General features: G+C 43.3%; 21 protein-coding genes. 15 read left to right on the forward strand and 6 right to left on the reverse strand.

Annotation, left to right across the window (positions count from 1 at the left end):
- Window positions 1–87: 87 nt before the first annotated feature.
- Together EV207_RS13395 and EV207_RS13400 are read right to left on the reverse strand one after the other, a co-directional pair.
- Window positions 88–516: a universal stress protein gene (locus EV207_RS13395; protein WP_132746665.1), complete on the reverse strand. Its 429-nt coding sequence runs from the start codon at window positions 514–516 to the stop codon at window positions 88–90.
- 27 nt (window positions 517–543) lie between these two features.
- The gene (locus EV207_RS13400) at window positions 544–1,767 is read right to left on the reverse strand and encodes an MFS transporter (RefSeq protein WP_132746666.1); all 1,224 of its coding nucleotides are present in this window, start codon (window positions 1,765–1,767) and stop codon (window positions 544–546) included.
- Window positions 1,768–1,904: 137 nt separating this feature from the next.
- Here EV207_RS13400 and EV207_RS13405 point away from each other — a divergent pair, with 137 nt between their 5' ends.
- Together EV207_RS13405 and EV207_RS13410 are read left to right on the forward strand one after the other, a co-directional pair.
- Complete coding sequence (locus EV207_RS13405) at window positions 1,905–2,786, forward strand: LysR family transcriptional regulator (RefSeq protein WP_165886942.1); 882 nt, start codon at window positions 1,905–1,907, stop codon at window positions 2,784–2,786.
- 302 nt (window positions 2,787–3,088) lie between these two features.
- Entirely contained in the window at window positions 3,089–3,619 is a 531-nt protein-coding gene (locus tag EV207_RS13410; RefSeq protein WP_243647065.1) for a LysM peptidoglycan-binding domain-containing protein, read from the forward strand.
- 179 nt (window positions 3,620–3,798) lie between these two features.
- On the opposite strand, the gene EV207_RS13415 is transcribed toward EV207_RS13410, so the two are convergent.
- Window positions 3,799–4,590, reverse strand: coding sequence for an ABC transporter ATP-binding protein (locus tag EV207_RS13415; protein ID WP_243647066.1), 792 nt, complete (start codon window positions 4,588–4,590; stop codon window positions 3,799–3,801).
- Window positions 4,591–4,800: 210 nt separating this feature from the next.
- On the opposite strand from EV207_RS13415, the gene EV207_RS23095 reads away from it, so the two are divergent.
- Complete coding sequence (locus tag EV207_RS23095; RefSeq protein ID WP_165886943.1) at window positions 4,801–4,938, forward strand: hypothetical protein; 138 nt, start codon at window positions 4,801–4,803, stop codon at window positions 4,936–4,938.
- A 64-nt stretch (window positions 4,939–5,002) separates the two neighbouring features.
- Here the strand turns inward: EV207_RS23095 and EV207_RS13420 are convergent, their stop codons facing one another.
- On the reverse strand, window positions 5,003–5,362 hold the full coding sequence (locus EV207_RS13420; RefSeq protein ID WP_132746669.1) for a Lin0512 family protein: 360 nt from the start codon (window positions 5,360–5,362) through the stop codon (window positions 5,003–5,005).
- 238 nt (window positions 5,363–5,600) lie between these two features.
- Here EV207_RS13420 and glnH point away from each other — a divergent pair, with 238 nt between their 5' ends.
- The 4 genes from glnH (at window position 5,601) to EV207_RS13440 (ending at window position 8,822) form a co-directional block, all read left to right on the forward strand.
- Window positions 5,601–6,377: a glutamine ABC transporter substrate-binding protein GlnH gene (gene glnH / locus EV207_RS13425; RefSeq protein WP_207902957.1), complete on the forward strand. Its 777-nt coding sequence runs from the start codon at window positions 5,601–5,603 to the stop codon at window positions 6,375–6,377.
- A 93-nt stretch (window positions 6,378–6,470) separates the two neighbouring features.
- Window positions 6,471–7,133 carry an amino acid ABC transporter permease gene (locus EV207_RS13430; protein WP_207902956.1) on the forward strand — a complete coding sequence of 221 codons (663 nt, stop codon included), beginning with the start codon at window positions 6,471–6,473 and terminating at the stop codon, window positions 7,131–7,133.
- Window positions 7,130–7,852: an amino acid ABC transporter ATP-binding protein gene (locus EV207_RS13435; RefSeq protein ID WP_132746671.1), complete on the forward strand. Its 723-nt coding sequence runs from the start codon at window positions 7,130–7,132 to the stop codon at window positions 7,850–7,852. Before EV207_RS13430 ends, EV207_RS13435 begins: the two co-directional genes overlap by 4 nt.
- A gap of 109 nt (window positions 7,853–7,961) precedes the next feature.
- Window positions 7,962–8,822, forward strand: coding sequence for a CvfB family protein (locus EV207_RS13440; RefSeq protein ID WP_132746672.1), 861 nt, complete (start codon window positions 7,962–7,964; stop codon window positions 8,820–8,822).
- Here the strand turns inward: EV207_RS13440 and EV207_RS13445 are convergent.
- Together EV207_RS13445 and EV207_RS13450 are read right to left on the reverse strand one after the other, a co-directional pair.
- Entirely contained in the window at window positions 8,804–9,385 is a 582-nt protein-coding gene (locus EV207_RS13445) for a transposase (RefSeq protein ID WP_132746673.1), read from the reverse strand. The two genes, EV207_RS13440 and EV207_RS13445, sit on opposite strands and share 19 nt — an antisense overlap.
- Window positions 9,386–9,476: 91 nt before the next feature.
- Entirely contained in the window at window positions 9,477–12,524 is a 3,048-nt protein-coding gene (locus tag EV207_RS13450; RefSeq protein ID WP_132746728.1) for a glycoside hydrolase 5 family protein, read from the reverse strand.
- Window positions 12,525–12,751: 227 nt separating this feature from the next.
- Here EV207_RS13450 and EV207_RS13455 point away from each other — a divergent pair, with 227 nt between their 5' ends.
- The 8 genes from EV207_RS13455 (at window position 12,752) to EV207_RS13490 (ending at window position 25,291) form a co-directional block, all read left to right on the forward strand.
- The gene (locus tag EV207_RS13455) at window positions 12,752–13,375 is read left to right on the forward strand and encodes a YesL family protein (RefSeq protein WP_132746674.1); all 624 of its coding nucleotides are present in this window, start codon (window positions 12,752–12,754) and stop codon (window positions 13,373–13,375) included.
- A gap of 41 nt (window positions 13,376–13,416) precedes the next feature.
- A complete protein-coding gene (locus EV207_RS13460) occupies window positions 13,417–15,654 on the forward strand; it encodes an AraC family transcriptional regulator (protein ID WP_132746675.1) in 2,238 nt (745 codons plus the stop codon).
- Between the two features lie 175 nt (window positions 15,655–15,829).
- Window positions 15,830–16,780 (forward strand): ABC transporter permease, encoded by a 951-nt coding sequence (locus EV207_RS13465; RefSeq protein ID WP_243647073.1) that lies wholly within the window; start codon window positions 15,830–15,832, stop codon window positions 16,778–16,780.
- Window positions 16,781–17,035: 255 nt separating this feature from the next.
- Entirely contained in the window at window positions 17,036–17,944 is a 909-nt protein-coding gene (locus tag EV207_RS13470; protein ID WP_132746676.1) for a carbohydrate ABC transporter permease, read from the forward strand.
- Between the two features lie 34 nt (window positions 17,945–17,978).
- Window positions 17,979–19,568 (forward strand): type 2 periplasmic-binding domain-containing protein, encoded by a 1,590-nt coding sequence (locus EV207_RS13475; protein WP_132746677.1) that lies wholly within the window; start codon window positions 17,979–17,981, stop codon window positions 19,566–19,568.
- 114 nt (window positions 19,569–19,682) lie between these two features.
- Window positions 19,683–22,400 carry an alpha-mannosidase gene (locus EV207_RS13480; protein WP_243647068.1) on the forward strand — a complete coding sequence of 906 codons (2,718 nt, stop codon included), beginning with the start codon at window positions 19,683–19,685 and terminating at the stop codon, window positions 22,398–22,400.
- Window positions 22,401–22,445: 45 nt separating this feature from the next.
- Entirely contained in the window at window positions 22,446–23,738 is a 1,293-nt protein-coding gene (locus tag EV207_RS13485; protein ID WP_132746730.1) for a glycoside hydrolase family 125 protein, read from the forward strand.
- Window positions 23,735–25,291 (forward strand): glycoside hydrolase family 3 protein, encoded by a 1,557-nt coding sequence (locus EV207_RS13490; RefSeq protein ID WP_132746678.1) that lies wholly within the window; start codon window positions 23,735–23,737, stop codon window positions 25,289–25,291. The genes EV207_RS13485 and EV207_RS13490 overlap by 4 nt, the downstream gene beginning before the upstream one ends.
- Window position 25,292: the final 1 nt, after the last annotated feature.

The raw sequence follows: 25,292 nt of genomic DNA on the forward strand, positions 1-25,292 counted from the left end.
GAATGCTAAATGAAAGCCAGCGCCTTTAGACGCCGGCCGGTAGTTTAGGCTTATAGCCTTTGTGCAAACCACCCTTTGGAAGGGTGGTTATGATTTCACAACAAACACCGGAACGGAAGAGTGCTGGACAACATGATGGCTCACGCTTCCGAGAAATTCTTTGACTCCGCTTAATCCTCTGCTTCCCATAACGATCAGGTCGCATTTGTGTTTCGCAGCATGTTCTAATATGACATGGATCGGCTGGCCTTCCTCTTGGAATAATCGGACGTCACTTTCTATTGAAGTCAGCATTTCCCTTGCTTTGGCGAGGACCTCATCCCCGTGTTTGTGCATCGATTTTTGCATATCCTCAAAAGCATTTTCAACGACATAAGGTGTCAGCGGCAGTTCCACAGTGTATAACACATCAATGGTGATGTCGGGATTGGTTTTTGCTATATCAATCGCCTTTTCCAGGGATTTCGTTGCTTGATTGGATCCATCGTACGCCACTAAAATTTTTGAACATAACATAATGACCACCGGCTTTCGAAAATTTAATTATTCATTTACTGCTTGTATTTGACCTTTAGTTTGATCATGACTTCTGCGTTGTTTCAGCAAATAAACGCCATAGATAATAAGGAATAAAACCATACATAAAGAAGATACACGATACATAATGGCATAGCTTGCTGCAGCTGCGATTGTACTTAACAAAACGGCACCTAACGCCACACCTAAGTCCATGAAGGATAGAAATGTCCCATTCGCAGCCCCTTTCCGGTCTGAGGCTGATCGATCGACAGCCCAAGCCTGCAATGATGGCTGGACCGAACCAAAGCCAAAGCCATAGAGGATTGAAGCGATAACTAAGGTAGGTATCGTCGTTGTAAAGGACAAGACAATAAGGCCGGCCAGCATACATACTGCACCTGGGAGGACCACAAACGCATGGCCTTTTCGGTCAAATAACTTTCCAACAAATGGCCGGCTAATAAGGATCATAAGACAATGGCCAATGAAATAGATCCAAATGCTTTCGATACCGATTTCCTTTCCGTATAATGCAATAAAACTCATGACGCCGCCGAAAGGAACTGCCAGAAGAAAACAAAGCACCGAAGGAAGCAGCGCTTTTTTTTCAAATAAGTCACTCCAAATTGAACCTTTCTTGGTTTGTTTCTGTTGCTCTTGTTTGGTTAGCTTTGGAATGGAGACACCTTGTGTTATCAGCCAGCCAATAGCCATGAAAACCGTTGTTAAAATAAGGATGACATTAAAGCTGTAATGATTAAGCAAGGCGATGCCGATGATCGGTGCAACTGATGTCGCAAGAATAACTGATAGAGCATAGTACCCGGTTCCTTCTCCGCGGCGCTGATCTGGGACATTATCTGACATCACTGTGGCGATGGATGTGGAAGCCATGCCCCAGCCAACACCTTGGAACAACCGCAATACCAATAATAGTGCGACCGCAGAAAAGGCAAAAAAGGTAAGATTAAAAAAGATAAGGATGATAAATCCTATAATGAGAAGCGGTTTCCTTCCTGCCGTGTCAACGGCTTTCCCTGTAATGGAACGAAAAATTAGAGCGGAAAGAGCAAAAAGGCTGACGACGAGACTTGCCTGGAAGTCGCTTCCGCCGATATCTTTGATGTATACAGGCAGCGTGGGAATGAGCATTTGAAAGCCTTGATAAGTAAATAAATTAGCAATAACTATTAATATAAAGTTTTTGGTCCATAATTTAGACTGTGGTATTGATTTCATTTGATTCATAGCTTCACTTCCTGTGTAGATAATTTTAAATGAACCAGTCAGCAGCACTTAATTATTTTATCAAGCTTTTAGGTATATTAAAAATATATATATTGTTATATTGGTATATATAAAAAGTATATATGGAGCGATTCAAAATGGAGCTAAAGCAATTAAAATATTTTAAAACCATTGTTGAAGCAGGTAATATTTCGAAGGCAGCAGAACTGCTTTACATGGCGCAGCCGCCGTTAAGCCAGCAGCTCAAGCGCCTGGAAAAAGAATTGGACGCTGTTCTTATTCATCGCCGCACACGGCAATGGGAGCTAACCGAAGCCGGCAGGGCTTTGTACAAACATGCTGGATACATGCTGCAAAAAACTGCTGATATCAAAGAAGAGATTCAAGAAATCAATCAAGGCATGCGCGGCAATTTGACCATTGGTGTCTCAACCTCCTGTATTTCTTATCTGCCAAAAAGTATTAAAACCTTCAGGGCAACTCATCCCAATGTTTATTTAAAAATTTGGGAAGGTGACTCTTATTACCTTGAGGAATTACTTTCTGATGGGAAAATCGAGGTGGCGCTCATGCTGCTTCCAAAGCAATTAGAAGAATATGAACTCATTCAATTACAAAAGGAACCGTTTGTGGCAGCTGTGCCTAAATCGTTGGGGGAACAATTTACTGAGGAAGTCATCGGTTTAAAACAGATAGCAGAGTATCCTTTTTTGATGCTGGCTCCTATGGAAGGTTATTCAATGTACGAAGATATCATCCATCACTTTCATAAAAGCAAACTTGCACCGGACATCGTCATGGAGTGTAAAGATATTTCAATCCTATTAGCCCTCGTGGCATCTGGCGTTGGGATATCAATTATTCCGAAATCGGAAATCCATGAGGCATACCATCATGATATCACCACTTTTGAAATAAACGATTTTTCAGTTTATGTAGAACCCTCTATTATATGGAGGAAAAACCACCGTTTAACCAAAGCTGCAGAATATTTTATGAACCATTTGATCAAAAAATAAAGATAAATGTTTAATAGAAAGACGCCTTTTTTACAAAAAAGACAGCAGCCCATTATCTCGCAAATAGAGTCATATCATAGGAAAGTGCCGCCTGGTGCAAGATGGAAAGGCCTTTATATGTCATTTGCGTAATAGGAGCTTAATATGTAAAAGCCCACATACTCTTTAAAATTTGCCGAATCTAATTTAGGGACGTTAGAAATTGTCCAAAAGTCTAGTTTTAACACGGCTAATAACTAATAAGGTAAATTTTTGAGGAGGTTTTTACAATTAAGTATCTTACTAAGTATCTTACACTAGCAATGGCACTTATCGCCTGCTTATTCGTCACATCGAATGTTGCATCAGCACACGGTACATATACGGTGGAAAAGGGTGATACACTTTCTAAAATCGCCCGTTCTCACAATGTCAGCTTAAAGAGTGTCGTATCGGCAAATTCATCTATAGAAAATATTAATCTTATTTTTCCGGGTCAGGCGATCACTCTGCCGGGAAACAAAGATTTGACACCATCTGAAACCAAGGGGAAAAGTGAAACATTTACAGTCACAGCTTATACAGCCGGAACAGAATCTACTGGCAAACAGCCGGGTGACGCTGGATATGGCATCACAGCATCAGGGAACCCTGTACAAGAGGGAGAAACGATCGCTTGCCCGCCGTCTATGGACTTTGGAACAAAAGTATACATCCCTTACTTTAATCAAACATATACTTGCCAAGATAGGGGAAGCGCCATTCATGAAGGCAGAATTGATGTCTATATGAAAGATTTGAATGACGCCATCAACTTTGGCAAAAAGCAATTAAAAGTCAATGTGCAAGGTTAATAGCAATAGAAAAAGACAGTCCATCGCTTATTGTGGACTGCCTTTTTTAGTTAATCAGAAAGTATAACTTTCTGACGCACATAAGTGCAACTACGCCTCTGTCTTCGCCAATCGGCGAGTTTTCTTTAGTTAATCAAACGTTTAATTAATGAAAGAATAACGATTGAAATCACCTATTTTTAGACTGTAACATCTTGCTTTAGCTCAAGGGAAAATCTCCTGTTCTTCTGGTGAACGTTAATAGGGGTTTTGCAAAAGTGTGATAGATTTTCCGAAGTGAGCTGTTCTTCGGTCGGCCCCTGTGAAAAGTTTCCTCCTTCGCGCAACAGCAATGTGTGGGTGAAGATTGGCAGAATTTCATCGATTTGATGTGTCACGTAAATAATGGTTGTTTTACGGCGATCAGCCATCTGTTCCACCGTTTTTAAAAGCTGTTCTTTCGATAAGAAATCAAGCCCTGAGCAAGGCTCGTCCAAAATAAGCAGCCTGGGTTCAGCCATCAAAGCCCTTCCGATCAGGACCCGCTGTTTTTCCCCTTGGGACATGTCAGCGTATGGCTGATTTTTAAGTCTAGCAATCCCGAGTTGATCCATGATTTCTTTGGCCTTATCAATATCTTTGTCATCCGGCTGTTCATACAAACCGATGGAGGCAAATTTGCCGCTGAGAATAACTTGCAGCCCACTGTTTTGCAAGTGGTGTGCCATTTTTTCTGAAAATGAAAAGCTGACCCAGCCGATTTGCTTTCGTAAATCATGAAGCGGGTAGCGCCCAAACTGTTTGCCGAACACTTTCATTGTACCTTTCGATGGAAAATGATAGCCGCACACAAGGTTTAATAATGTTGTTTTGCCGGCTCCATTCATCCCAAGGATCGCCCAATGCTGCCCTTCTTCAACTTGCCAGCTTATGTCATTAATGATCCGCTTTCTATTCTTTATTAAATGGACGTTCTCGATATCTATAAGCAATCCAGACCCTCTTTTCCAATGATATACTGTGAACAATAGTAGTTTCATTTTCGTGAATATTTAAGTATTTGTCAAACCATTCAAACTTCCATTTTCTATAGGACAGGTATATATTTTTTGATAGAAGATTGAAAAAAGAGAATAATAGGATTATGATAAGTGTTAATAACGGCTTTCGGTCGTTAAACAAAGTAGAGAGGGTGATTGGGTATGTGGCTACGGGTGATTCCTTATCTTTTATCAGCCTTTTTTTCAGTTACTGCTGTTGTTCTCGTCATGCTTCAGGCCTATGAATTTGGCAGTTCGTTAATAGACTTTATAGGTAACCTTTTCAATAAAAAAACGTAATCATAAAGAGCCAAGTCTCTAGGGACTTAGCTCTTGTTTTGTTACTGGGGTCAGCCCCGCCTTTTTAGTATCCAACCTCAACCGAGGCGTTTACAATATACATTAGATCATTTTTATCTTCTTTATCCTCTAGGTAGATGCCGCTTGTCGTAAGCATCCCGCCATTAAGAACTTCGACTGTTACGGTTCCATAGGGAATCGCTTTTTTAACCTCTTCATGATCGAGTTTGTCCGCATCACAAGGCACAGCCAGCTTGATATTAACGTGCATGTTCTCCAATGACTGCTCAGGCAAAATCGACCTTATCCCGGGCATCGAATTCGTATGGATGGCATTTTTAACAGCACGCACAGCCGCCTTTGTCACATTTTGCCCATGAACATCAACACCCATGCCTGTCTCAATAAATACGATTTGTTCCACTAGGTCTCTCTCCTTTGATAGATACTAATGCCATTTTAACATAGATGAATGGCGTCTCTTAATCATTTCCGGTCGATGTCTTTTTACCAGGTAAAAAAATCCCTATCCCTTTTATCCAAAAATAAATGCAGCCATGTATATGCCAGCGAACAAGGTCATAGGATGTCTGTAGGAGAGACAACCAGTGGCCCTAGAAAAAACGAGGGGCTTAAAATTCATAAGGGGGACTCGGCTTTTGATGAAGAAAAAAGGGTTTATTTTATTATTAGTCATGATTTTGTCCATATCAGCTCTGGCTGCTTGCGGCAGTGATAGCGCGGGTGGCAAAAAGGAAGATAAAACGTTGATTGTCGCTACGGACAATAGCTTCGTGCCGTTCGAATATTCGGATAAGGACTCAGGAGAGATGAAGGGCTTTGATATTGATTTGATGAAGGCGATCGCAAAAGAAGCCGGTCTTAAGATCAAATTTAAGCCAATGAAATTCGACGGCATTGTCCCGGGGCTGAAGTCGAAACGATGGGATATGGGGATTGCCGGAATGAGCATCACAGATGAACGGAAGAAGTCGATTGATTTCTCTGATCCTTATTATGAATCGGGCCTGATTATCGGTGTTCAAGCCGATAACACGGATATTAAAGGCTCTGAAGACCTTGCCGGAAAAAAAGTGTCAACAAAAACTGGAACGACCAGCCAGGATTACTTGAAAAATAAAATCCCTGAAGCCAAATCCGTTGCTTTCCCGGAAATTAACCAGGCTTATCAGGAACTGTCGGCGGGACGCGTTGATGCCACCTTATACGATATGCCTAACCTCGCTTATTATATTAAGACAAAAGCAAAAGGCAAAATTAAAATGGTCGGTAAGAAAATGACGGCCGAAAGCTATGGCATCGGCTTTCCAAAAGGTTCCGACCTTGTTGGAAAAGTGAATAAAGCATTAAAGACAATTCGAGACAATGGCACCTACGATAAAATTTATAAAAAGTGGTTTGGGGAAAAACCGGAATAAAAAGAAGTATTTCTAGTAACTGACCGAGGTGTGGCAGGTGTACCAGCGTGCCGCACCTCTTTTCAAATAAATAACGAAATGGGGATTGATAGAATGGATTTTGGGCAATGGTTCGTCCCGTTCGGTGAAGTTGCCCCTTTAATTTTAAAAGGCTTTTGGATAACTATTGAAGTCACGATTGTCGGGCTGTTTTTCGGTTTTATTTTGGGGGCCATAGCGGGGCTTGCCCGGTTATCAAGAAACAAAATTATTTATAGCATTGCGACGGTCTATGTTGAAGTGGTTCGCGGCACACCGATCCTATTGCAGATTTTTTTCGTTTATTTTGGTTTAGCGGCTTTGTTAAATATTACCTTCGGGGCGCTGACGGCAGCTTTCATCGCTCTAGCGTTTAACTCCGGGGCTTACATTGCCGAGATTGTACGGGGGGCTGTGTTTTCCATTGAAAAGGGGCAAATGGAAGCGGGGAGGTCAATCGGGTTGACCCATACTCAAGCCATGCGCTACGTAATTTGGCCCCAAGCCATCAAACGAATGATTCCACCTCTCGGCAACCAGTTTATCATCAGCTTAAAGGACAGCTCCCTTTTCTCAGTTATAGCCCTCGGAGAGATTGTGTATAAAGGTCAACAATATATTGCGACAACTTATAATTACGGGCAAACCTATATTACTATTGCAGTCGCCTATTTAATCATAACGATTCCGCTTTCATTGATTTTGCGCCAAATTGAAAGGAGGCTTGATGTGTCATGATTGAAGTGAAAGATTTGCATAAAGCGTTCGGTGACCATGAGGTTTTAAAAGGGATCAATGCCAAGGTAGCCGAACAGGAGGTCGTTTGTGTCATCGGCCCTTCTGGGTCAGGGAAAAGCACCTTTTTGCGGTGTCTTAACCTTTTAGAACCCATCACCTCAGGAAATGTAACGATTGTCGGCTACGACCTGACTGATCCGAAAACCAATATAAATATCATTCGGACTGAGGTTGGAATGGTCTTCCAGCATTTTAATCTTTTTCCCCATATGACAACATTGGAAAACGTTACCTTAGGGCCGATGAAGATCAAAAAGCTAAATAAGCAGAATGCTAGGGCGGAAGCTTTAAGTTTGCTGGAAAAGGTGGGGCTGGCCGATAAAGCGGACGTATATCCCGAAAGCTTATCAGGCGGTCAAAAGCAACGAGTTGCCATCGCTCGGGCACTTGCCATGAATCCCAAGGTCATGCTGTTTGATGAACCAACGTCTGCACTTGACCCAGAGCTTGTCGGCGATGTTCTTGAGGTCATGAAGGCTCTTGCTAAAGAAGGGATGACGATGGTTGTCGTAACTCATGAAATGGGGTTTGCCCGTGAAGTAGGCAACCGTGTAATTTTTATGGATGAGGGAATCGTTATGGAAGAAAACACACCCGAAGAAATCTTCAGCAACCCGCAAAATCCAAGGACACAGGCTTTCTTAAGCAAGGTGCTGTAAAATAGGGGTCTGACCCCAAGGGGTCAGACCCCTATTTTTATGTTATAATAACCCTCTGATTAGGAGACGATTTTAATACACGTCTCGCATTGAAAAGAGGACTTATAAAATGGAGAATTTACAAGCGGGAACAGTTCAGACGCTAAAGGTTGATAGAGAAGTGCCATTTGGTTATTTTTTAACAAATGGCAGGGAAGACGTTCTGCTTCATAATAATGAAGTGGGGGAAGGATTTGACCCGGAACAGCCGCAAACTGTTTTTTTATACCAGGATCATCAAGGCAGGCTTTCGGCAACGATGACGATCCCGACCATACAAATAGGAACTTATGATTGGGTAGACGTTGTCGAGGTCAAGGGACGCTTCGGTGTGTTTGTAAATATCGGCATCAAAAAGGATGTTCTAGTTTCAAAAGACGACTTGCCTGAAATCCTGGAATTATGGCCAGAAGCAGGGGACCGTCTTTACTGTACGTTAAAAACGGATAAAAAAGGCCGTTTGTTTGGCGAACTCGCATCTGAAGGTGTTATTCGGGAGATCGCTGAAGTGGCAACGGAAGCTGACTTTAATAAAGATGTTACTGGCACTGCCTATCGATTATTAAAAGTCGGGACTTTTATTGTGACGGAAGAAAATTATCTTGGCTTTATCCATGAATCCCAGAGAAAACGGGAACCCCGCTTAGGAGAGAAGGTTGAAGGGCGAATTATCGATGTCAAAGAGGATGGCTCGGTCAACATTTCCCTATTGGGCAGATCTCATGAAGCCATGGGTGATGATGCGAAGGCCATTTTTGCCTATCTAGAAAGCCGCGGCGGCGCCATGCCTTATTGGGACAAAAGCCAACCGGAAGATATTAAAGCAAGATTTAACATGAGCAAGGCGGCATTTAAAAGAGCGCTAGGAAAGCTAATGAAAGAAGGCATGGTGTACCAGGAAGATGGATGGACTTATAAGAAAGGGGTCTGACCCCGAGGGGTCAGACCCCTTAAACAACTTTCAATATAAATGCGATAATAAGATTCCCTCGGTTCGGGGAAAAAGGATAATGTTTTCTCAGTTGATAATAGAACATTTTCACTTTTTGAGGTGTTGTTAATAAAAGCGGAGTAGCTTGTCCAAAGAGGGTTTAACAACTGGTCCGGTATCCCTGCATTTACTGGATTTAGATGAATGTACCTGCTGGCGGAAAGAAAATATTCAGGGGTATCAATGATCTTCCCACAGTAGCGACCTTGAAAGAGATGTCCATCAACCTCATGCCGTTTATTAAAATACATGGCGTACTTAGAATGGAGATAACGAATAATCTCGGATGGCGGATGATCAATAGTTTCGAGTAAAAGATGGATATGGTTTGACATGAGGGAGTAAGCATGGAGTGTAAATGGATAGAGATGGTTTGTTTCCTCAATTAATTTGAAATACTTTTTTCGATCTTTGGAATCATTATAAATGGGATATCGCCGGTTTCCGCGGCTTGTAATATGGTATATAGCGCCAGGAAACCAGACCCTACGCGGCCTTGGCACATTCATCACACCTTTCTATTATTTCATAATTATTTCGCCTCTTTTTTTAAAATTCCTTCTTTTTTGGGGGGAGGGGTCTGACCCCTCGGGGTCAGACCCCCAAAAGTACTTCAGCATCACGGTAGACCCTCAGCAACTTCCCCTCACCGTCTACAGCAAAAAGAAGCGACCGCTCTTTTTCTAAAAGAAATGAATACGTGATGTTTGTCTGCGAATCTTTTATTTTTATAGATTGGTCGCAGCTATATTCCGATATAAAAACAAAGAGAGAGCCATTTGAATAGGATAACTTCCGTCCATACACACCGGGACTATCCCCTTCAAGCCAATCGAAGTCGGATTCAATTCCGGCAGCTTCAATGGCATATTGGTAGACAGCTTTCATGACATCAATCCGGTCATTTAACTCTAATGGCAGCGACGACCAGATTATTTTGCCTTTGCCATGTGCGGCTTCGTGAAGATCACATGATGTGCCGCCAGCAGGGACTTCTTTTAGAAGCTGGGCAATGCGTCGTTCTCCGAAAGAAACGGGATACGATTCCCCGTCTATGGTGAGGATTTCTTCACGAAGAACATTCTCCATACACGTCTGACCGAAAAGCCCTTCGCACCGTGAAGTATGGTGCCAATAGGCATCTAATCCCACCGGACCTGTGAAAAGCAGGTGACAGCCCTTCACCTCAACAACATCCAGCAAATATTGAAAAGACTCAGTGTCAAAGTTATGTGCGCTCGGTACGATGATTAATTCCGGTGTTTCCTCATCTAAATCATTTAAGTGGTACTCGCTGACAGCCCGAAACGGCTGATTTAACTCATACCCAAGGACCCTTGTGAGCTTGGTTGTTGCATCAAAAGCCAGACGGCGATTGGAAAAATCATTTGAGTAAGGGAAAATAACCGCGATTTTCTCCAATTGACGATCCGTAAAAAGATCCTCGATGCCTTTGAAAAAGCGGCCAAAATCATAGGAAACTTCAGCCTCCGGTTTTTCGGTGCCATCAGCCCGAACAGCCCCGATGTTGGATTCATTAATATTATTCATATAATAGTTTGTATTCCACAGCCATTGGACAGCGCCCGCTCCGCCAGTCGAAAAAGCGTAGGCATATTTCCGTTCTAAAATATTTCTCAGTTCCGCTTCGGAACGCTTTGCTTTATTATTTGGATTTTCAACATACATGATGCCGGTTTCCTGAATAAGGTTCGGTTTGTCGCCTGTTTTGGCAAAGATGCCGTCCCACAATAGCTGATCCATATACCACCATGAATGGTTGGTTGTATAATCCACCGCTTTGCCATAAAAAAGTGGGGAAGGGCGCTGACCAACAAGGGCCTCATCTTGACCGACAGTGACGAGCTGGCTAGGGGCTCCGCGCTTGATTAAAGAGGAAAGTGTTTGAGCCCAATGGTTGTGCACCGCCATGGTATAAAGTGTATAATCGAGCCATTTAAGGCCTTTCTTTCCTGAGATCATATCTTGAATATCAAAGTTAACTTCCGACGATTGAGGCGGGACCGCTGCATTAAAATCAGGCAGTTCCTCAGGCGTCATATTCCACCTCTCCTGAAGAACCCGTACGCTTCCATGCCGTTTTTTCAGCCATTCAATATAGCTTTCTCTATCAAAACGATCGCCGAGTGTACGCGGTCCGCTGAATGTTTGGGCTGGATTAAAGAGGGACGGTTCATTGATCAAATCCCACTGCACATTCGTAGTCTGCATGTGCCGGTTAACAATACTTAAAATAAACCGTTTTTGCGCTTCAATGCTGCGCGGATCCAAGTATGGGTTCTCGCCTTGCCACATTTCAGGTGTAAAGGAGAAGAACGTGAAAGTGACTTCCAAGTCATGTTTTTTGGCGCAAAGTATAAAGGCGTCGATGGCCCGAAGTATATCTTCTCGGAAATGGCCGTCAATAAACATCATGTGCTGCCAGGCTGTCCAAATCCCCGTGCGGATCAGATTGATTCCCGCCTTTTTCATTTGCTGAAAGTCCTTCTCCCATAAATAAGGATTTGGCAGGAACAAATAATAGCGCGCAACATCCGATGTCATGTAAGTCATCCCGACAACCGGAAAGGGTCTGCCATTTTTGTAAAAGTAATCACGCCCGCATGTGAGCGCTTCGCCTTCTGCCAGAAGCTTGCGATCGCTCCCCCAAAAACCTTGGTGCAAAATCCGCTTTTCTCCTGCCTCACTCCTCGCGGTACAAGTGATCCGATAAAACCCAGGTGACACTGTAATTTCCGGAAGGTAGTTTTGAACAGCTAATTGATTACTGATATTTGCTGTCAAAGTTGTTTCCTCGAGGGGATTTCCATCCTTTTCAATCAAGAGATCAAAGCGCCATTGACACGGTTTCGTGTTAAACCTTTCAAACTGAATCAGAATGTCGGGTCTTTCACCCGGTTCATACGACGCATAATTGGTTTTTAAAACAATATCTGTCACACCTTGGGAGGCAAACATCGCCCACTTTTCAATGGCTTTTGCACCGCGTTCATGCCAAAAATGCCTATCCATGGTTTGGTTAAAAAACAGCCAGCGCCCGCCTTTAAAACGCCCATTGATATGTTCAATGGCAACTGCAGGAGCTGCCACTTCACGTCCGTCCTTTGAGCTGCCTTTTAAAAGGGGGTGAATCCGCGCATCCATTGGCCCCGAAGAACCCATTTCACTCGGCAACACGCTTGTTTTAGAGACATGCAAAATCAAATTAAAAGTATCAGTGACAGAAAACAGGGATTCATCCTCGGACAGCAGAGGCCAGTCCTGGCTAGCTGACAAATGGTCGATAGGTTCGGATGAAACAGGGAGTGCTTCATGAATATTTAAAGTTTGATGGTAGGCTGTTTGTTCGCGCTCCATGACCCATTCACCGTTTTCCTCGTAACATGGGATGCGAAAGGGTGCCCCGCCAGTGTGAATCCATGCGGATCCAGCAGCAAGGCATTTAACTATTTTAGTCCATGATTGCTTAGGAAAATAAGGACCTTGTAGATTGATGAAAACGTCCACATGGGTATGATCTAAAAGATAGTCCAGTCTATCCGCGTTTACGATGGTATACGATTCATGATCTTGAAAAAGGCTTAGAAAGGTATCCGTTGGTCTAGGGCCATTAAAAGGCATGCGTTCGTCATAAAAAATAACCGTGTTCACAATGGTCAACCTCCCTTATTTTTTGGGGTCAGACCCCTAGGGGTCTGACCCCCTTTTTATTTTAAAAAGGGAATGTTGTTTGTACAATACTAGAGCAAAAATAACCAATTGCAAAAATGACACATTGGAAATGTGCATGATATGTAATTTACTTATATTAAGAAGAGTGGGATAATTTCTAAAGGAGGGTGACAACAATGATCAAGAACCGCATAGGTGAATTTGTCTTTGACTGGTCGAAAAGAATCGCGCAAGGGATGGCACTTCACTTTTTATGGCTTGCTTTTACGCTTTGCGGACTAGTTGTTTTCGGCCTTTTTCCAGCGACAGCGGCGCTGTATGGCGTTATACGCAAACGCTTCATCTATAAAGAGGAGGTTCCTCTTTTTAAAACATTTTTTAATACCTACAAAACGAAATTTATCGAACTTAATCTTTTAATGTCCGTTTTTGCAATAATCGGTTTATTTTTATATGCCGATTTTATTATTTCATCACACTTTATCCAATCACCGATATTACACATTTTATTATTGGGTATAATCCTGGTTTATGGTCTCATGCTGATCTTCTTTTTTCCTGTATACAGCCATTTTAATCTAAGCAAATGGACATATTTGAAGCAATCACTCTTGCTGCCATTGGCACGGCCGGGTGAATCCTTGCTTGCTATATTAGCAGTGGGTGTCCTTTGGACGTTTTCTTTATGGCTGCCGGTTTTATTTCTATTTATTGGAGCATCTCTAGTTGCTTATCCGCTTGCCTGGATTGCATTCAGAGCATTTGGAAAGCTTGAGGCTGCTAAAGGTACCGGTAATTGAAACCGCTGCCAAAAACTTTCGTCTTCTTAGGGGCTGACAACATGTTTACACTTTTATTTAAGTCCAAGGTATTCCAAAGGTACATGCTTTCATATTTGATTGTGTTCTTCATCCCCTTTATTATCATGAGCGTGTATATTTACCACTCTTCAGTCGTTAGTCTAAAAAAGGAAATTGAGCAGTCGAATATAAATAAGCTGAGTCAAATCCGTGATGTGACAGATAACCGGTTGAAAGAGATGAGGGGTATCGCGACGCGGATAGCGACCGACCCTAGCTTGACACCGTATATGGTTAGCCATACCTATACACAGATTGATGCGATTGAAAAGCTTGGCATGTACAAAGCCAACAATGCCATGTTTGATCAAATTTTCCTTTATTATCACAACTCAAATAACATATATTCCGATAAAGGACTTTATTCAATTAACGCGCTGTTGGGTAGGGTTTATCATACTGATGACAAGAAGCAGTTTATCAAGACCCTGAAAACACAGGATACTCCGCTCGTTCTTCCTGCCGAAAAGGTTAAGGTGAACGGCCTGCACCAAAGTCAAGTGATGACGTTTCTCTACCCTATTCCACCTAAGGACCCTTATAAGCATGGGGTGGTTATGTATTTTGTAAAAAAATCGGTTTATCAGGACTTGATTCAGCACACCCTTGGCGATTTTAAAAGCAACATTTATATCTTTAACAAAAATAAAGAATTAATTTCGTCTGCAAGCAATGAAGGAGGGCTTGACAAGAGCAGCCTGAAACGACTGGCAACGAGCAAAAAGGGCATTCATAATCTTACATTTAACAATGAAAAGTATTCAGTCGTCACGACCAAATCTGATTCTTCAGGATGGACCTTTGTGACAGCTATGCCAACAAAGCAATTCATGGGCAGTGTCATCCATTTTAAGATCTTTCTCTTTGCGATTCTCGCCTCTGTTGTGATGGCAGGTATGCTCCTTGCCTTGATCTTCGCCATTCGCCAATACAAGCCAATAGGCGGGCTGATTGATTATGTGCAAGCGAAAAATAAAGCGGGTAAATCTAAAGAAGAGCTATATCGGTTTCGTTCGGTTCATGAAACAATTGAGGGATTTATTAAAAATCATGATCAGCTGCAAGCGAGAGTTATTAGTCAGGAGCCATACGTTAGAAGCCAATGTTTGTTAAGGTTGATTAGGGGTGATTGGGAAGACATTGATGAGATCAAATCGGTTTGTGCCTCGATTGGTATATCCTTCCCTTATCAGCATTATTTTGTTGCATATATAACCTTTAATAAAGAAAAAATGGATGCCAAGCTAAAGGAGGCGATCCTTAATACATTTGAAGAAATGACCCTGCCTGATGGTATTGGGTATGGCATCGAATTGATTCATGACAATGCCCTTGCTGTTGTAATAAATGTCATGAAACAGGATACACGTTCTATTAAAAAGGTTGCTCAAGCATTAGACTGGGAAGTCAATCAGGGAAATTATAATTATGCAGTCATCGGGGTCGGTACACCCTATTCTAAAATCAACGACATCCACTCATCATTTATCGAAGCGTCAGGTGCTGTTGAGTATAAACTAATAGGCGGAAAGACGCTCATTTATTTCAATGATTTTTCAGCGAGTCAGGAAACCGGTGAATGGTATTCCAATGATATTCAAATCAAACTGGTTCAAAGTTTGAAAAAAGGGAATGAAAGCGTCGCTTCTGCTATGGTTACTGAAATGTTTGACCTGATGAAAGACCGCCATATTCCAATCTATTTGTTAAAATGTTATTGCTTTGACATGATCAATCTTGTCCTCCATGCAGCTGCTGATATGCATTATGAAGACCCAAAAGCTGTTAAGGATATTGTGAACTTTAATTCGGTGGAAGATTTGGAAGGGCAAATCAGAACATTTATCCACAACCTTTGCGAGGAAGTCAAAAGCAAAAAAGTTAAGGGCAGCTTGCTCTTGCACAATAAAATGATTCAGTATATTAATGATCATTTTAAGGAATATGAATTTAGCCTGGAAAGAATGGCCGACCATTTTAATTTATCCGAGTCATACCTAAGCCGTTTTATTAAAGAACAAACCGGGGTGAATTTCACACGTTATTTATGGCAGCTGCGAATTGATGAGGTGAAAAGACAGCTCTCCGAGACGGACGATTCGATTAAATTCATAGTGAACAAAGTCGGCTATGTCGACGTCCCAAATTTCACCCGAAAGTTTAAGAAAACGGAGGGCATAACGCCGGGACAATACCGCAAGATAGAAAAAGGGGTCTGACCCCTGGGGGTCAGACCCCTTTTTTTCTATGTCATTTTTGATGCAAAACTGACATATTTACCTGCTTTGCTTACAGAGGATAAGATAAAAGAGAATTCAGAAAAGTACAGAGCAAAGGAGGGTCAAACGAACAATGGCAACTGAACCGGAGATGCGGCCGCACGTTGAAATGGAAATGGTGGCTGTCAATACAACAAAACCTTTAAAGAAGAAGAAAAAACCCCGGAATCTAAAGAGAAGGATTGTTCAGCATTGGGAATTGTATTTATTTATACTGCCCGCTGTCCTTTATTTCGTTATCTTTCATTACATTCCGATGTATGGCGTGCAAATCGCTTTCAAAGATTTTATCCCATCGCTAGGCATATGGGGCAGCCCTTGGGTAGGATTTGAGCATTTCACTCGTTTTTTTGAATCTTATTATTTCTGGGACTTGATAAAAAATACACTTGGCATTAGCTTATATTCGCTGGCCGTGGGCTTTCCGCTGCCGATCATTCTTGCACTATCTTTAAATGAAGCAAAGGATGGCTTTTTTAAAAGAAGTGTACAAACGGTCACTTATTCACCACACTTTATTTCGGTCGTCGTTATGGCGGGGATGGTTATCGCATTCCTCTCCCCGACAACCGGGCTTATCAATCACATTATCGGGCTTTTCGGCATTGATCCCATCCCATTTATGTCAGATCCAAAATGGTTTAAAACGGTCTATGTCTTCTCGGATGTGTGGCAGAATACCGGTTGGGGGACGATCATTTATCTTGCCGCTTTAGCTGGGGTTGACCCGCAGCTGCATGAGGCAGCGATCGTTGATGGCGCCTCGCGCTGGCAGCGGATATGGCACATTAATATTCCAGCGCTTGTCCCGACCATGGTTATTTTGCTCATTTTGAACACAGGAAGCTTGCTTGCTGTAGGTTTTGAGAAAATTTTGCTGCTGCAAAACTCGCTCAATATGGAATCTTCTGATGTTATTGCGACCTTTGTCTACCGCAGCGGTATACTTGACGCACAATACAGTTTTGCTGCAGCAGTCGGTCTGTTCAATGCGGTGATCAATGCGATCTTGCTTATCGTTGTTAACCAAATCGCCAAAAAACGCGGTGGAGCAAGCTTGTGGTAAAGAAAACTCGCCGATTGGCGAGCCTTTGGCGAAGACAGAGGCGTAGTTGCGACGCACAGGACGTGCTAGTACTGGCGTTGTAACAGGATGTTACGTCTTTAGCCAGTGCACTTATGTGCGTCAGAAAGTTATACTTTCTGATTAACTAAAGAAAACTTGGCTTACGCCCGCGCATTTAATGGCGAAAGCCTTAGTTGCACTTATGTGCGTCAGAAAGTTTACGACTTTCTGATTAACTAAGAAGGGAGGAGCATTATGGTTGTCAAAAATGAATCAAAGTTCGATCAGGTATTTAAAGTCTTCAATTATAGTGTCCTTGCCATAGCACTTATCATTGTGCTGTACCCTTTAATCTATATTGTAAGCGCTTCGATCAGTGATCCGGCGTTGGTAAACTCAGGGAAAATGTGGTTTTTCCCTAAAGGGATCACGTTTGAAGGTTACAAGCGTGTGTTTGATAACAGTGAAATTTGGATCGGCTATCGAAACACGATCTTTTATACAGTCCTCGGTACGGCGATCAATTTGTTTGTGACCTTGCCAGCGGCTTACGCCTTATCCAGAAAAGATTTTGTCGGCAGAAATATATTCATGGCAATGTTCGTCTTTACGATGTTTTTCAGCGGCGGCCTGATTCCAACCTACTTGCTCGTCAAAAGCCTCGGTATGGTCAATACGATTTGGGCGATGGTGCTGCCGAATGCAGCCGCGGTTTGGAATATCATCATTTGTATGACATTCTTCCAGGTGACGATACCAAAAGAGCTTGAAGAGGCAGCGATTATAGACGGCTGCTCCACGACAAAGCTGTTTTTCAAGATCATTATTCCTTTGTCGGCACCAATCATCGCTGTTATGGCTCTTTTTTACGGCGTCGGTCATTGGAATGGGTATTTCAACGCGTTAATTTACTTATCAGATCAAAATCTTTACCCGCTGCAGCTTGTCCTTAGACAAATTCTAGTATTACAAGAAATGGGTTCACAAATGACTGGCAGCGGTGCGGCAGGAGCGGCTGCGTCAGCCATGCACAACAAAGCCGAGATTGCTGCGATTATCAAATACGCCGTGATGATCATATCAACCTTGCCGATTATCATCATTTATCCTTTTCTGCAGCGTTTCTTTGTTAAAGGCGTCATGATAGGTTCAATCAAGGGCTAAACTCAAAAAAATACGATTTTATAAGGAGGCACTTATGATTAAAAAATCCGTCATGTTTTTTATGGCTATTGTCCTTCTCTTAGGTATTCTTGCAGGATGTCAATCATCCAATGATACGAATGCATCAAAAAAGGAACCGGGCAAAGCGTTTAACAAAACGGGGTATCCCATTGTTGATAAAAAAGTAACGATGACGATGTTCGGTCCCAATGTTGGTTTGACACAATGGAAGGATATGCAATTCTTCAAGACGATGGAGAAGAAAACCAATGTTCATTTTAAATTTAAGACTCCCCCTTCAGAAAGCTTGGACACGAAAAAGAATTTAACGTTTGCGAGCGGGGATCTCCCTGATGTTTTCTACGGAGCAAGCTTAACACAGGAGGAGCAGGTCAAGTACGGCAGTCAAGGGATTTTGATCCCTTTGGAGGATTTGATTAAAGATTACGCTCCTCATATCCAAAAGATGCTTGATGAACACCCTGATATTAAAAAGGCGATCACAACGGATGATGGACACATTTATGCTCTTCCATATGTTAATCAGGCTCTCCCATGGGCGCGTGGCCCGATGTGGTATAACGGTAAATTTCTTAAGAATCTAGGTGTAAAAGAACTGCCAAAAACGACAGAAGAGCTTTACGATCTTTTGAAGCGATTCAAAACGGAAGACCCGAATAAGAATGGCAAAGCAGATGAAATTCCGCTTACAGGTTTCAAGATTGAAGATATCCGCCAATGGTTCTTAGGAGCTTTTGGTGTTGCCGATCCTAAAGTGGAACTTGTCGACGGTAAGGTTAAATATGGTGCTATTCAGCCAGGCTACAAGGATTATCTTGTATATATGCATAAGCTATGGAAAGAAGGTTTGCTTGATCATGAAACCTTTTCACAGACCGCTGAACAGAAACAAGCGAAAGGACATGACAATCGCCTTGGACTATTCGCCGACTGGTTTCCGCATTTCACCTTAGGCGGCAGTGACAGCAGCACCAAGAATCCGATGATGGTTCCCGTTAAAGGACCTAATGTAGATAAACCGATCATTCCGATCAGCTCCGGGATCTCGGGAGGGCAATTTGCCATTACGAATAAAAATGATCACCCAGCTGCAGCTATTCGTTGGGCTGACTATTCCTACTCCAAAGAGGGTTCAAACTTCCTTCACTATGGAAAAGAAGGCGACTTCTGGAAGTGGGGGAATAAAGACAAAAATATTAGGACTCATGTGGACCCGCCAAAAGGCTTTGAAAGCGGTGAAGAATACCGCGGAACATTGACGCCAGACTATGGCATCCCTGTTCCGACCTGGACACGTACCGAGGATGAAAAAGGATGGGATGATCCATTCACTCAGTTTATTTACAAACAGACTGATGAAAAAATCCGTCCATATGGTCAAGTGCCATTTCCTCCAGTTTTCTTGAAAAAGAATGAATCGAGTGAAATCAGCCGGATCAGTTCTGATCTCGACACCTATTGGCAACAAATGGAGGCCAAATTCATTACAGGCCAAAAGCCGATCTCGGATTGGGATAAATACGTGAAAACGATCAAGAAGATGGATGTCGATAAGCTCGTCGACATTTATTCAAAGGCTTATAAACGATATCAGAAGAAATAAAGAGTGACCATGATCCCTTGCGCGAAAGTCGGTGCAAAGGATCATGCCTCTTTATAAACGTTATGAAATCAAAACATTCATTGCCAATTTTACAGAAGATAGGAAGTGACAGTTTTGGAGGATAAATTTTACGTACACATTATTTCCCACAGCCATTGGGACCGGGAATGGTATTTGCCAATGGAAAAACACCGTGTAAAGCTTGTCCAGCTAATGGATACACTTATGGACTTGTTTGAAAGTGATGGGGCGTTCAAAAGCTTCCATTTGGATGGGCAAACCATCATTCTGGAAGACTACCTCGATGTTCGCCCTGAAATGAGAGAAAGGCTTCAAACATACATTCAGGATGGCCGGCTTCAGATCGGGCCATGGTACATATTACAAGACGCCTTTTTGACGAGCGGGGAAGCGAATGTCCGCAACCTCATGACCGGAATGATGCAGGCTGGGAAATGGGGAGGAATTGCAAAAGTCGGCTATTTCCCGGATACCTTTGGCAATATCGGGCAGGCGCCGCAGCTGTTGAAACAAGCCGGTATAGAGGATGCCGTGTTTGGGAGGGGGGTCAAACCGACCGGCTTTAATAACATGGTCTCAAATGAAGTCAATTATGAATCGCCTTATTCAGAAATGTTATGGCAAGCGCCGGACGGCTCAGAGGTATTGGGGATTTTGTTCGCGAATTGGTACTGCAATGCCAACGAGATTCCGCTAGAAGAGCAGGCGGCGAAAGCATATTGGGAGAAAACGATTGATAATGCCAAGAAGTATGCAGCAACGCCTCACCTTTTATTGATGAATGGCTGTGATCATCAGCCGGTGCAAACGAATTTGCCGGAAGCAATCGCAATGGCGAAAAGGCTTTTTCCCAAGTTCGAGTTTATCCATTCAAATTTCAATGATTATATCAAACAAGTTAAAGAAAAGATGCCGGCAAGCTTGCAGACGATTAAGGGTGAACTGCGCTCGCAAAAAACAGATGGCTGGGGAACGCTTGTCAATACTGCATCATCACGGGTTTATTTGAAACAAAGAAATCAAGAAGTGCAAACGATGCTTGAGCAGGTGGCTGAGCCGCTGGCAACGGTCGCAGCAACCACCGGCAAGCCATACCCGCACCATCTGTTCAATCATTCATGGAAAACATTGATGCAGAATCACCCGCACGACAGCATCTGCGGCTGCAGTGTTGATGAGGTGCACCGTGAGATGATGGTCCGCTTTGATAAAAGCTGTCAGGTGGCAGAAAATATTGCAGCGGACAGTCTTGAAGCTATTGCGGAACATATCGATGCTGCTGTGTTCTATTCGTATGAGGAGCCGGTGCCGTTTGCTATTTTTAATACTAGCGGCTGGGAAAGAAGCGGTGTAGTGACATTGGAACTTGACCTGGCCCGGCAGCCTTTTTCCGATGGCTTATCAAAAGATCGGCTTAAAGCGATCGATCTTAGCGAGAAGAAATTGATTGCTGCAGATGGGTCAATGCTGGCTTATAAGATGGAAGATTTGGGGATTGGCTTCGGCTATGACCTCCCTAATAATCGATTTCGGCAGCCTTATATTTCACGGCGCGTAAAGATTACTTTTAAAGCCGATAAGGTCCCTGCACTGGGGTATAAAACGTTTGCACTTATTAAAAGCGGGGACATAGACGAGCCCTGCCCGGCATCCTTAGTCAAAAGCCCTGTTCACATTGAGAATGATCACTTAGCCGTTTCTTTTCACGGTGATGGCTCTTATGATGTGACTGATAAGGCTGCAGGGAAGACCTATAGATACTTAGGAGTCTATGAAAATACCGGCGACATCGGCAATGAGTACATGTATAAACAGCCGGAAAAGGATAAGAACCTAACGACTCAAGGGTTGGATGCTGAAATAAACGTTATTGAGGATCAGCCATTTCGAACGACCGTAAAGATCACACATGAATGGGAGATCCCAGCTGAGGCGGACGATCGGTTAAAGGCGGAGCAGGCAGAACTAGTGTGGTTTACAAACCGGAAGGCAGAAAGAAGTATGGAGACGGTCAAACTTAAATTGACCACATACGTCAGCCTTTTAGATGGTAAGAGAACATTGCAAATCAAAACGATTATCGATAATAGCGCCAAGGATCATCGACTTCGTCTCTTGTTCCCGACTGATCTAAGGACAAACAAGCATGCCGCTGATTCGGTGTTTGAAGTCGCCGAGAGGGCAAATAATCCGGCACCTGAATGGCAAAACCCTAGCCATTGCCATCATCAGCAAGCGTTTGTCAATGTGGCTGATGAGACAGCAGGGTTAACGGTGGCCAACCTAGGATTAAATGAATACGAGATTTTACGAGACGGCCGAAATACCATAGCTGTAACCCTGCTCCGTTCGGTTGGCGAGATGGGCGACTGGGGCGTTTTCCCGGCACCGGAAGCACAATGTTTGGGTAAGCAAAAAGCCGAGCTGCAGCTTATCTTCCATAGTGATGAAAAAGACAAATGGGCGAGCTTCCATAAAGCTTATCAATTCCAGGTACCATGGACATCAAGACAGCTTTCGTTAAAGAAAGAGGGCAGCCTGCCGCCGAAGGAGGGATTCTTGTCGTGGTCCGCTGATCACACTGCTTTAACAGCAGTCAAAGTTGCAGAGGAAACTGGGGACACGATCATCAGATTTTTCAATATGTCTCAGGATCCTGACACCTTGCAGATTACCCCTCATTTTCAGTATAAAACAGCTTATAAAAGTAATATATTGGAGGATTCTGGAGCGGAAGTTAACGGTGACGACGGGAACATTGAGATGACTCTAAAACCCTATGAAATTGTAACAATAGGCATAAAAAAATAATGACAGAGGAGCGGTATCGTGGCTGAACAATCCATTCCACAAGCGATGCAGGCTGTGATTGATCGTGTAAAAGAGGTTTTTCCAGGTGATGAAAAATTGGCTGACATGTTCGGGCAATGTTTTGTGAACACGTACGAGACGACGATGAAACCGATGGATGACGGCACAACCTTTGTTATCACCGGTGATATTCCGGCCATGTGGCTGAGGGATTCTGCGCTGCAAGTCCGGCCGTACCTGATCATTGCCGAAAATGACAGTGATATGGCGGATGCTATCGAAGGCGTCATCAACAGACAGTTCTATTACATTAATCATGACCCATACGCCAATGCTTTCAATGAATATGACAATGGTGAAAGGTATCATGATGATGAAACGGCAATGACACCGTTAATATGGGAGCGAAAATATGAACTTGATTCCTTATGTTTTCCTTTGCTGTTGGCGTACCTGTTCTGGAAAGCGACGGGGCGGACATCTCATTTTAATGAGTCATTCAAAAAGGGTGCCTATCGAATTGTCCAGACAATGACAATTGAGCAAGATCATGAGGAGGCTTCAAATTATCATTTTGAACGGCATGGGGGTCCAGAAAGCGATACATTGGTGCGAAACGGCAAAGGCAGCCCCGTGATCCCGACAGGTATGGTATGGTCGGGATTTCGCCCAAGTGATGATGCCTGCCAGTATGGGTATCTGATTCCAGCTAATATGTTTGCTGTTGTTGTACTTGGCTATCTGCAGGAAATCGCAGGGGAGGTATTAAAGGATCAGCAATTAGAGGCAGAAGCATTGCGCTTGGAACAAGAGATCGAGTGCGGGTTGAAGGAATATGCCACGGTGGATGTACCCGGGTACGGGCGGGTTTTCGCTTACGAAACAGATGGGCTCGGGCACTACAATCTTATGGATGATGGCAATGTGCCGAGTCTGCTTTCTCTTCCTTATTTGGGCTATTGCAAGGCGGATGATCCTGTCTATCAAAATACCCGCCGTTATCTTTTGAGCGATAACAATCCTTATTTTTATGAGGGAACAGCGGCAAAAGGCATAGGGAGTCCGCATACACCTGAGAATTATATTTGGCATATTGCACTTGCCATCCAAGGGCTGACTGCTAAGGATACTGTGGAAAAGCAAGGGATTTTATCCGCTTTTAAAACAACCGACGCCGGCACCGGCTACATGCATGAAGGTTTTCATGCCGATAACCCAAATGAATACACAAGATCATGGTTTGCATGGGCAAATTCGATGTTCAGTGAATTTGTATTAAGCCTATCGGGCCGGTTTGTAAAAGGCAGCCCGCTTGAAGAATGGGGTGTTCATGAATGAATGCAACAGAGCGAAACATTGAGCAGTGCATAAAAAATATGACCCTTGAAGAAAAGGTTGGCCAGCTTCTCATTGGCCAAGCTGAAGGAAAGATAGTTCAGGACGACTTTCGAACATTCATTCAGCGCTATCCGATTGCCGGTTACAGGATCGCAGGACAGAATATTGCCAGCCTGCCCCAAATGAGCCAATTTAATGCTGAGATTAAAAAGATGTACAGGGATCGAGGACTGCCAGACCCAATATTAGGTAGCGATCAAGAGGCAGGCAGCTTGTCTGTTTTCGGAAACCTTATGACCACCTTCCCCGGTAATATGGCGCTGGGTGCAGCTGGCGATGAAATGCTTTGCTATCAACAGGGGCTAATTATGGGAAAGGAACTGATTGAGGCCGGCATCAATCTTGTGTTTGCCCCAGTTGTTGATGTGAATATAGAAAAAAATAATCCTGTCATTGGTATGCGGTCATTTGGAGATGATCCAGATCTTGTCACGAAGATGGCGGGGGCGATGATTGATGGCTTTCATGACGGGGGGCTTGCTTGCTCGCTAAAGCACTATCCCGGGCACGGGTGTACAAAGATTGACACTCATGAAAATTTGGCGGTTAATGATCAATCGAAGGAAGCTGTATTAGGCATTGAGGCAAAGCCTTTTCATGAGCTTGTTGCCTCAGGAGCAGCTGATACGGTGATGGTCTCGCATGTTTTTTACTCAAAGTGGCAGTCAGAGGAGCTGCCGGCGGTATTATCCGCTGAAATTATACAGGATGAACTTCGTGATCATCAGGGCTACACAGGTGTTGTTCTTTCTGATGATATGGGTATGGGTGCGATTATGGCGCATTATTCAGTTGGGGAAGCGGTTTTCCGTTTTATTATGGCAGGCGGTGATATTGCTTTGGTAAACCGTTCCAGGGAGGATTTGATTGCGGCATTTGATTATTTATTGGAGACCGCAGAAAGCGGCAGACTTTCCGAACGGCGCCTCAATGAATCAGTCTATCGCATCTTGGCGTTCAAACAGAACCTTCGCAGATATAGGCAAAAGCGAACTGAGGTGACTGTTGATGGGGCGAAGACAGCGGATGCTATCAGCAAAGCCTCATTGACACTGATCAGGGATCCTAAACAATTACTTCCAATAGCAAAAAATAAGAAGACAGCTGTCATTTTGCCGGTACAAAAAAATTTAACAGCAGCTGATACAACAGGAGGTAAGCATTGCCGCTTAGCGGAGTTTTTGAATCAGTCCCTTATGGATATAAAGGTCATTAATCTGCGGCTTCAGGAGGCCCCCCATGACACTGAGAGTTTGCTAGCGCAACTTGAAGACTATGAACGTGTGATAATAGGAACAATCAATGGGATCCGCTTCCCATCACATGTCGCACTTGTAAATCGTATTTGCCAAGAAAAACCCGTGATAGCCGTCATGCTAAGGGATCCTTACGAAGCGCCGCTGATTGCCGAAGAGGCCGCTCTCATTGCGGCTTATTCAGCCTGTGACGTTCAAATGAAGAATTTAGCTGCTCTTTTGACTAAAGGGGTCTGAC

This window comes from Scopulibacillus darangshiensis, assembly GCF_004341035.1.
GTDB classification, from domain to species: Bacteria; Bacillota; Bacilli; order Bacillales; family Sporolactobacillaceae; genus Scopulibacillus; species Scopulibacillus darangshiensis.

Excerpts from the sequence above, each read along its gene's own strand:
- EV207_RS13490 (WP_132746678.1), top strand. The coding sequence starts at position 23,735 with ATGAATGCAACAGAGCGAAACATTGAGCAGTGCATAAAAAATATGACC.
- EV207_RS13450 (WP_132746728.1), bottom strand. The coding sequence starts at position 12,524 with ATGCCTTTTAATGGCCCTAGACCAACGGATACCTTTCTAAGCCTTTTT.
- EV207_RS13485 (WP_132746730.1), top strand. The coding sequence starts at position 22,446 with ATGCAGGCTGTGATTGATCGTGTAAAAGAGGTTTTTCCAGGTGATGAA.
- EV207_RS13455 (WP_132746674.1), top strand. The coding sequence starts at position 12,752 with ATGATCAAGAACCGCATAGGTGAATTTGTCTTTGACTGGTCGAAAAGA.
- EV207_RS23095 (WP_165886943.1), top strand. The coding sequence starts at position 4,801 with ATGTGGCTACGGGTGATTCCTTATCTTTTATCAGCCTTTTTTTCAGTT.
- EV207_RS13400 (WP_132746666.1), bottom strand. The coding sequence starts at position 1,767 with ATGAATCAAATGAAATCAATACCACAGTCTAAATTATGGACCAAAAAC.
- EV207_RS13435 (WP_132746671.1), top strand. The coding sequence starts at position 7,130 with ATGATTGAAGTGAAAGATTTGCATAAAGCGTTCGGTGACCATGAGGTT.
- EV207_RS13475 (WP_132746677.1), top strand. The coding sequence starts at position 17,979 with ATGATTAAAAAATCCGTCATGTTTTTTATGGCTATTGTCCTTCTCTTA.
- EV207_RS13460 (WP_132746675.1), top strand. The coding sequence starts at position 13,417 with ATGTTTACACTTTTATTTAAGTCCAAGGTATTCCAAAGGTACATGCTT.
- glnH (WP_207902957.1), top strand. The coding sequence starts at position 5,601 with ATGAAGAAAAAAGGGTTTATTTTATTATTAGTCATGATTTTGTCCATA.
- EV207_RS13430 (WP_207902956.1), top strand. The coding sequence starts at position 6,471 with ATGGATTTTGGGCAATGGTTCGTCCCGTTCGGTGAAGTTGCCCCTTTA.
- EV207_RS13395 (WP_132746665.1), bottom strand. The coding sequence starts at position 516 with ATGTTATGTTCAAAAATTTTAGTGGCGTACGATGGATCCAATCAAGCA.
- EV207_RS13405 (WP_165886942.1), top strand. The coding sequence starts at position 1,905 with ATGGAGCTAAAGCAATTAAAATATTTTAAAACCATTGTTGAAGCAGGT.
- EV207_RS13465 (WP_243647073.1), top strand. The coding sequence starts at position 15,830 with ATGGTGGCTGTCAATACAACAAAACCTTTAAAGAAGAAGAAAAAACCC.
- EV207_RS13410 (WP_243647065.1), top strand. The coding sequence starts at position 3,089 with ATGGCACTTATCGCCTGCTTATTCGTCACATCGAATGTTGCATCAGCA.
- EV207_RS13440 (WP_132746672.1), top strand. The coding sequence starts at position 7,962 with ATGGAGAATTTACAAGCGGGAACAGTTCAGACGCTAAAGGTTGATAGA.
- EV207_RS13470 (WP_132746676.1), top strand. The coding sequence starts at position 17,036 with ATGGTTGTCAAAAATGAATCAAAGTTCGATCAGGTATTTAAAGTCTTC.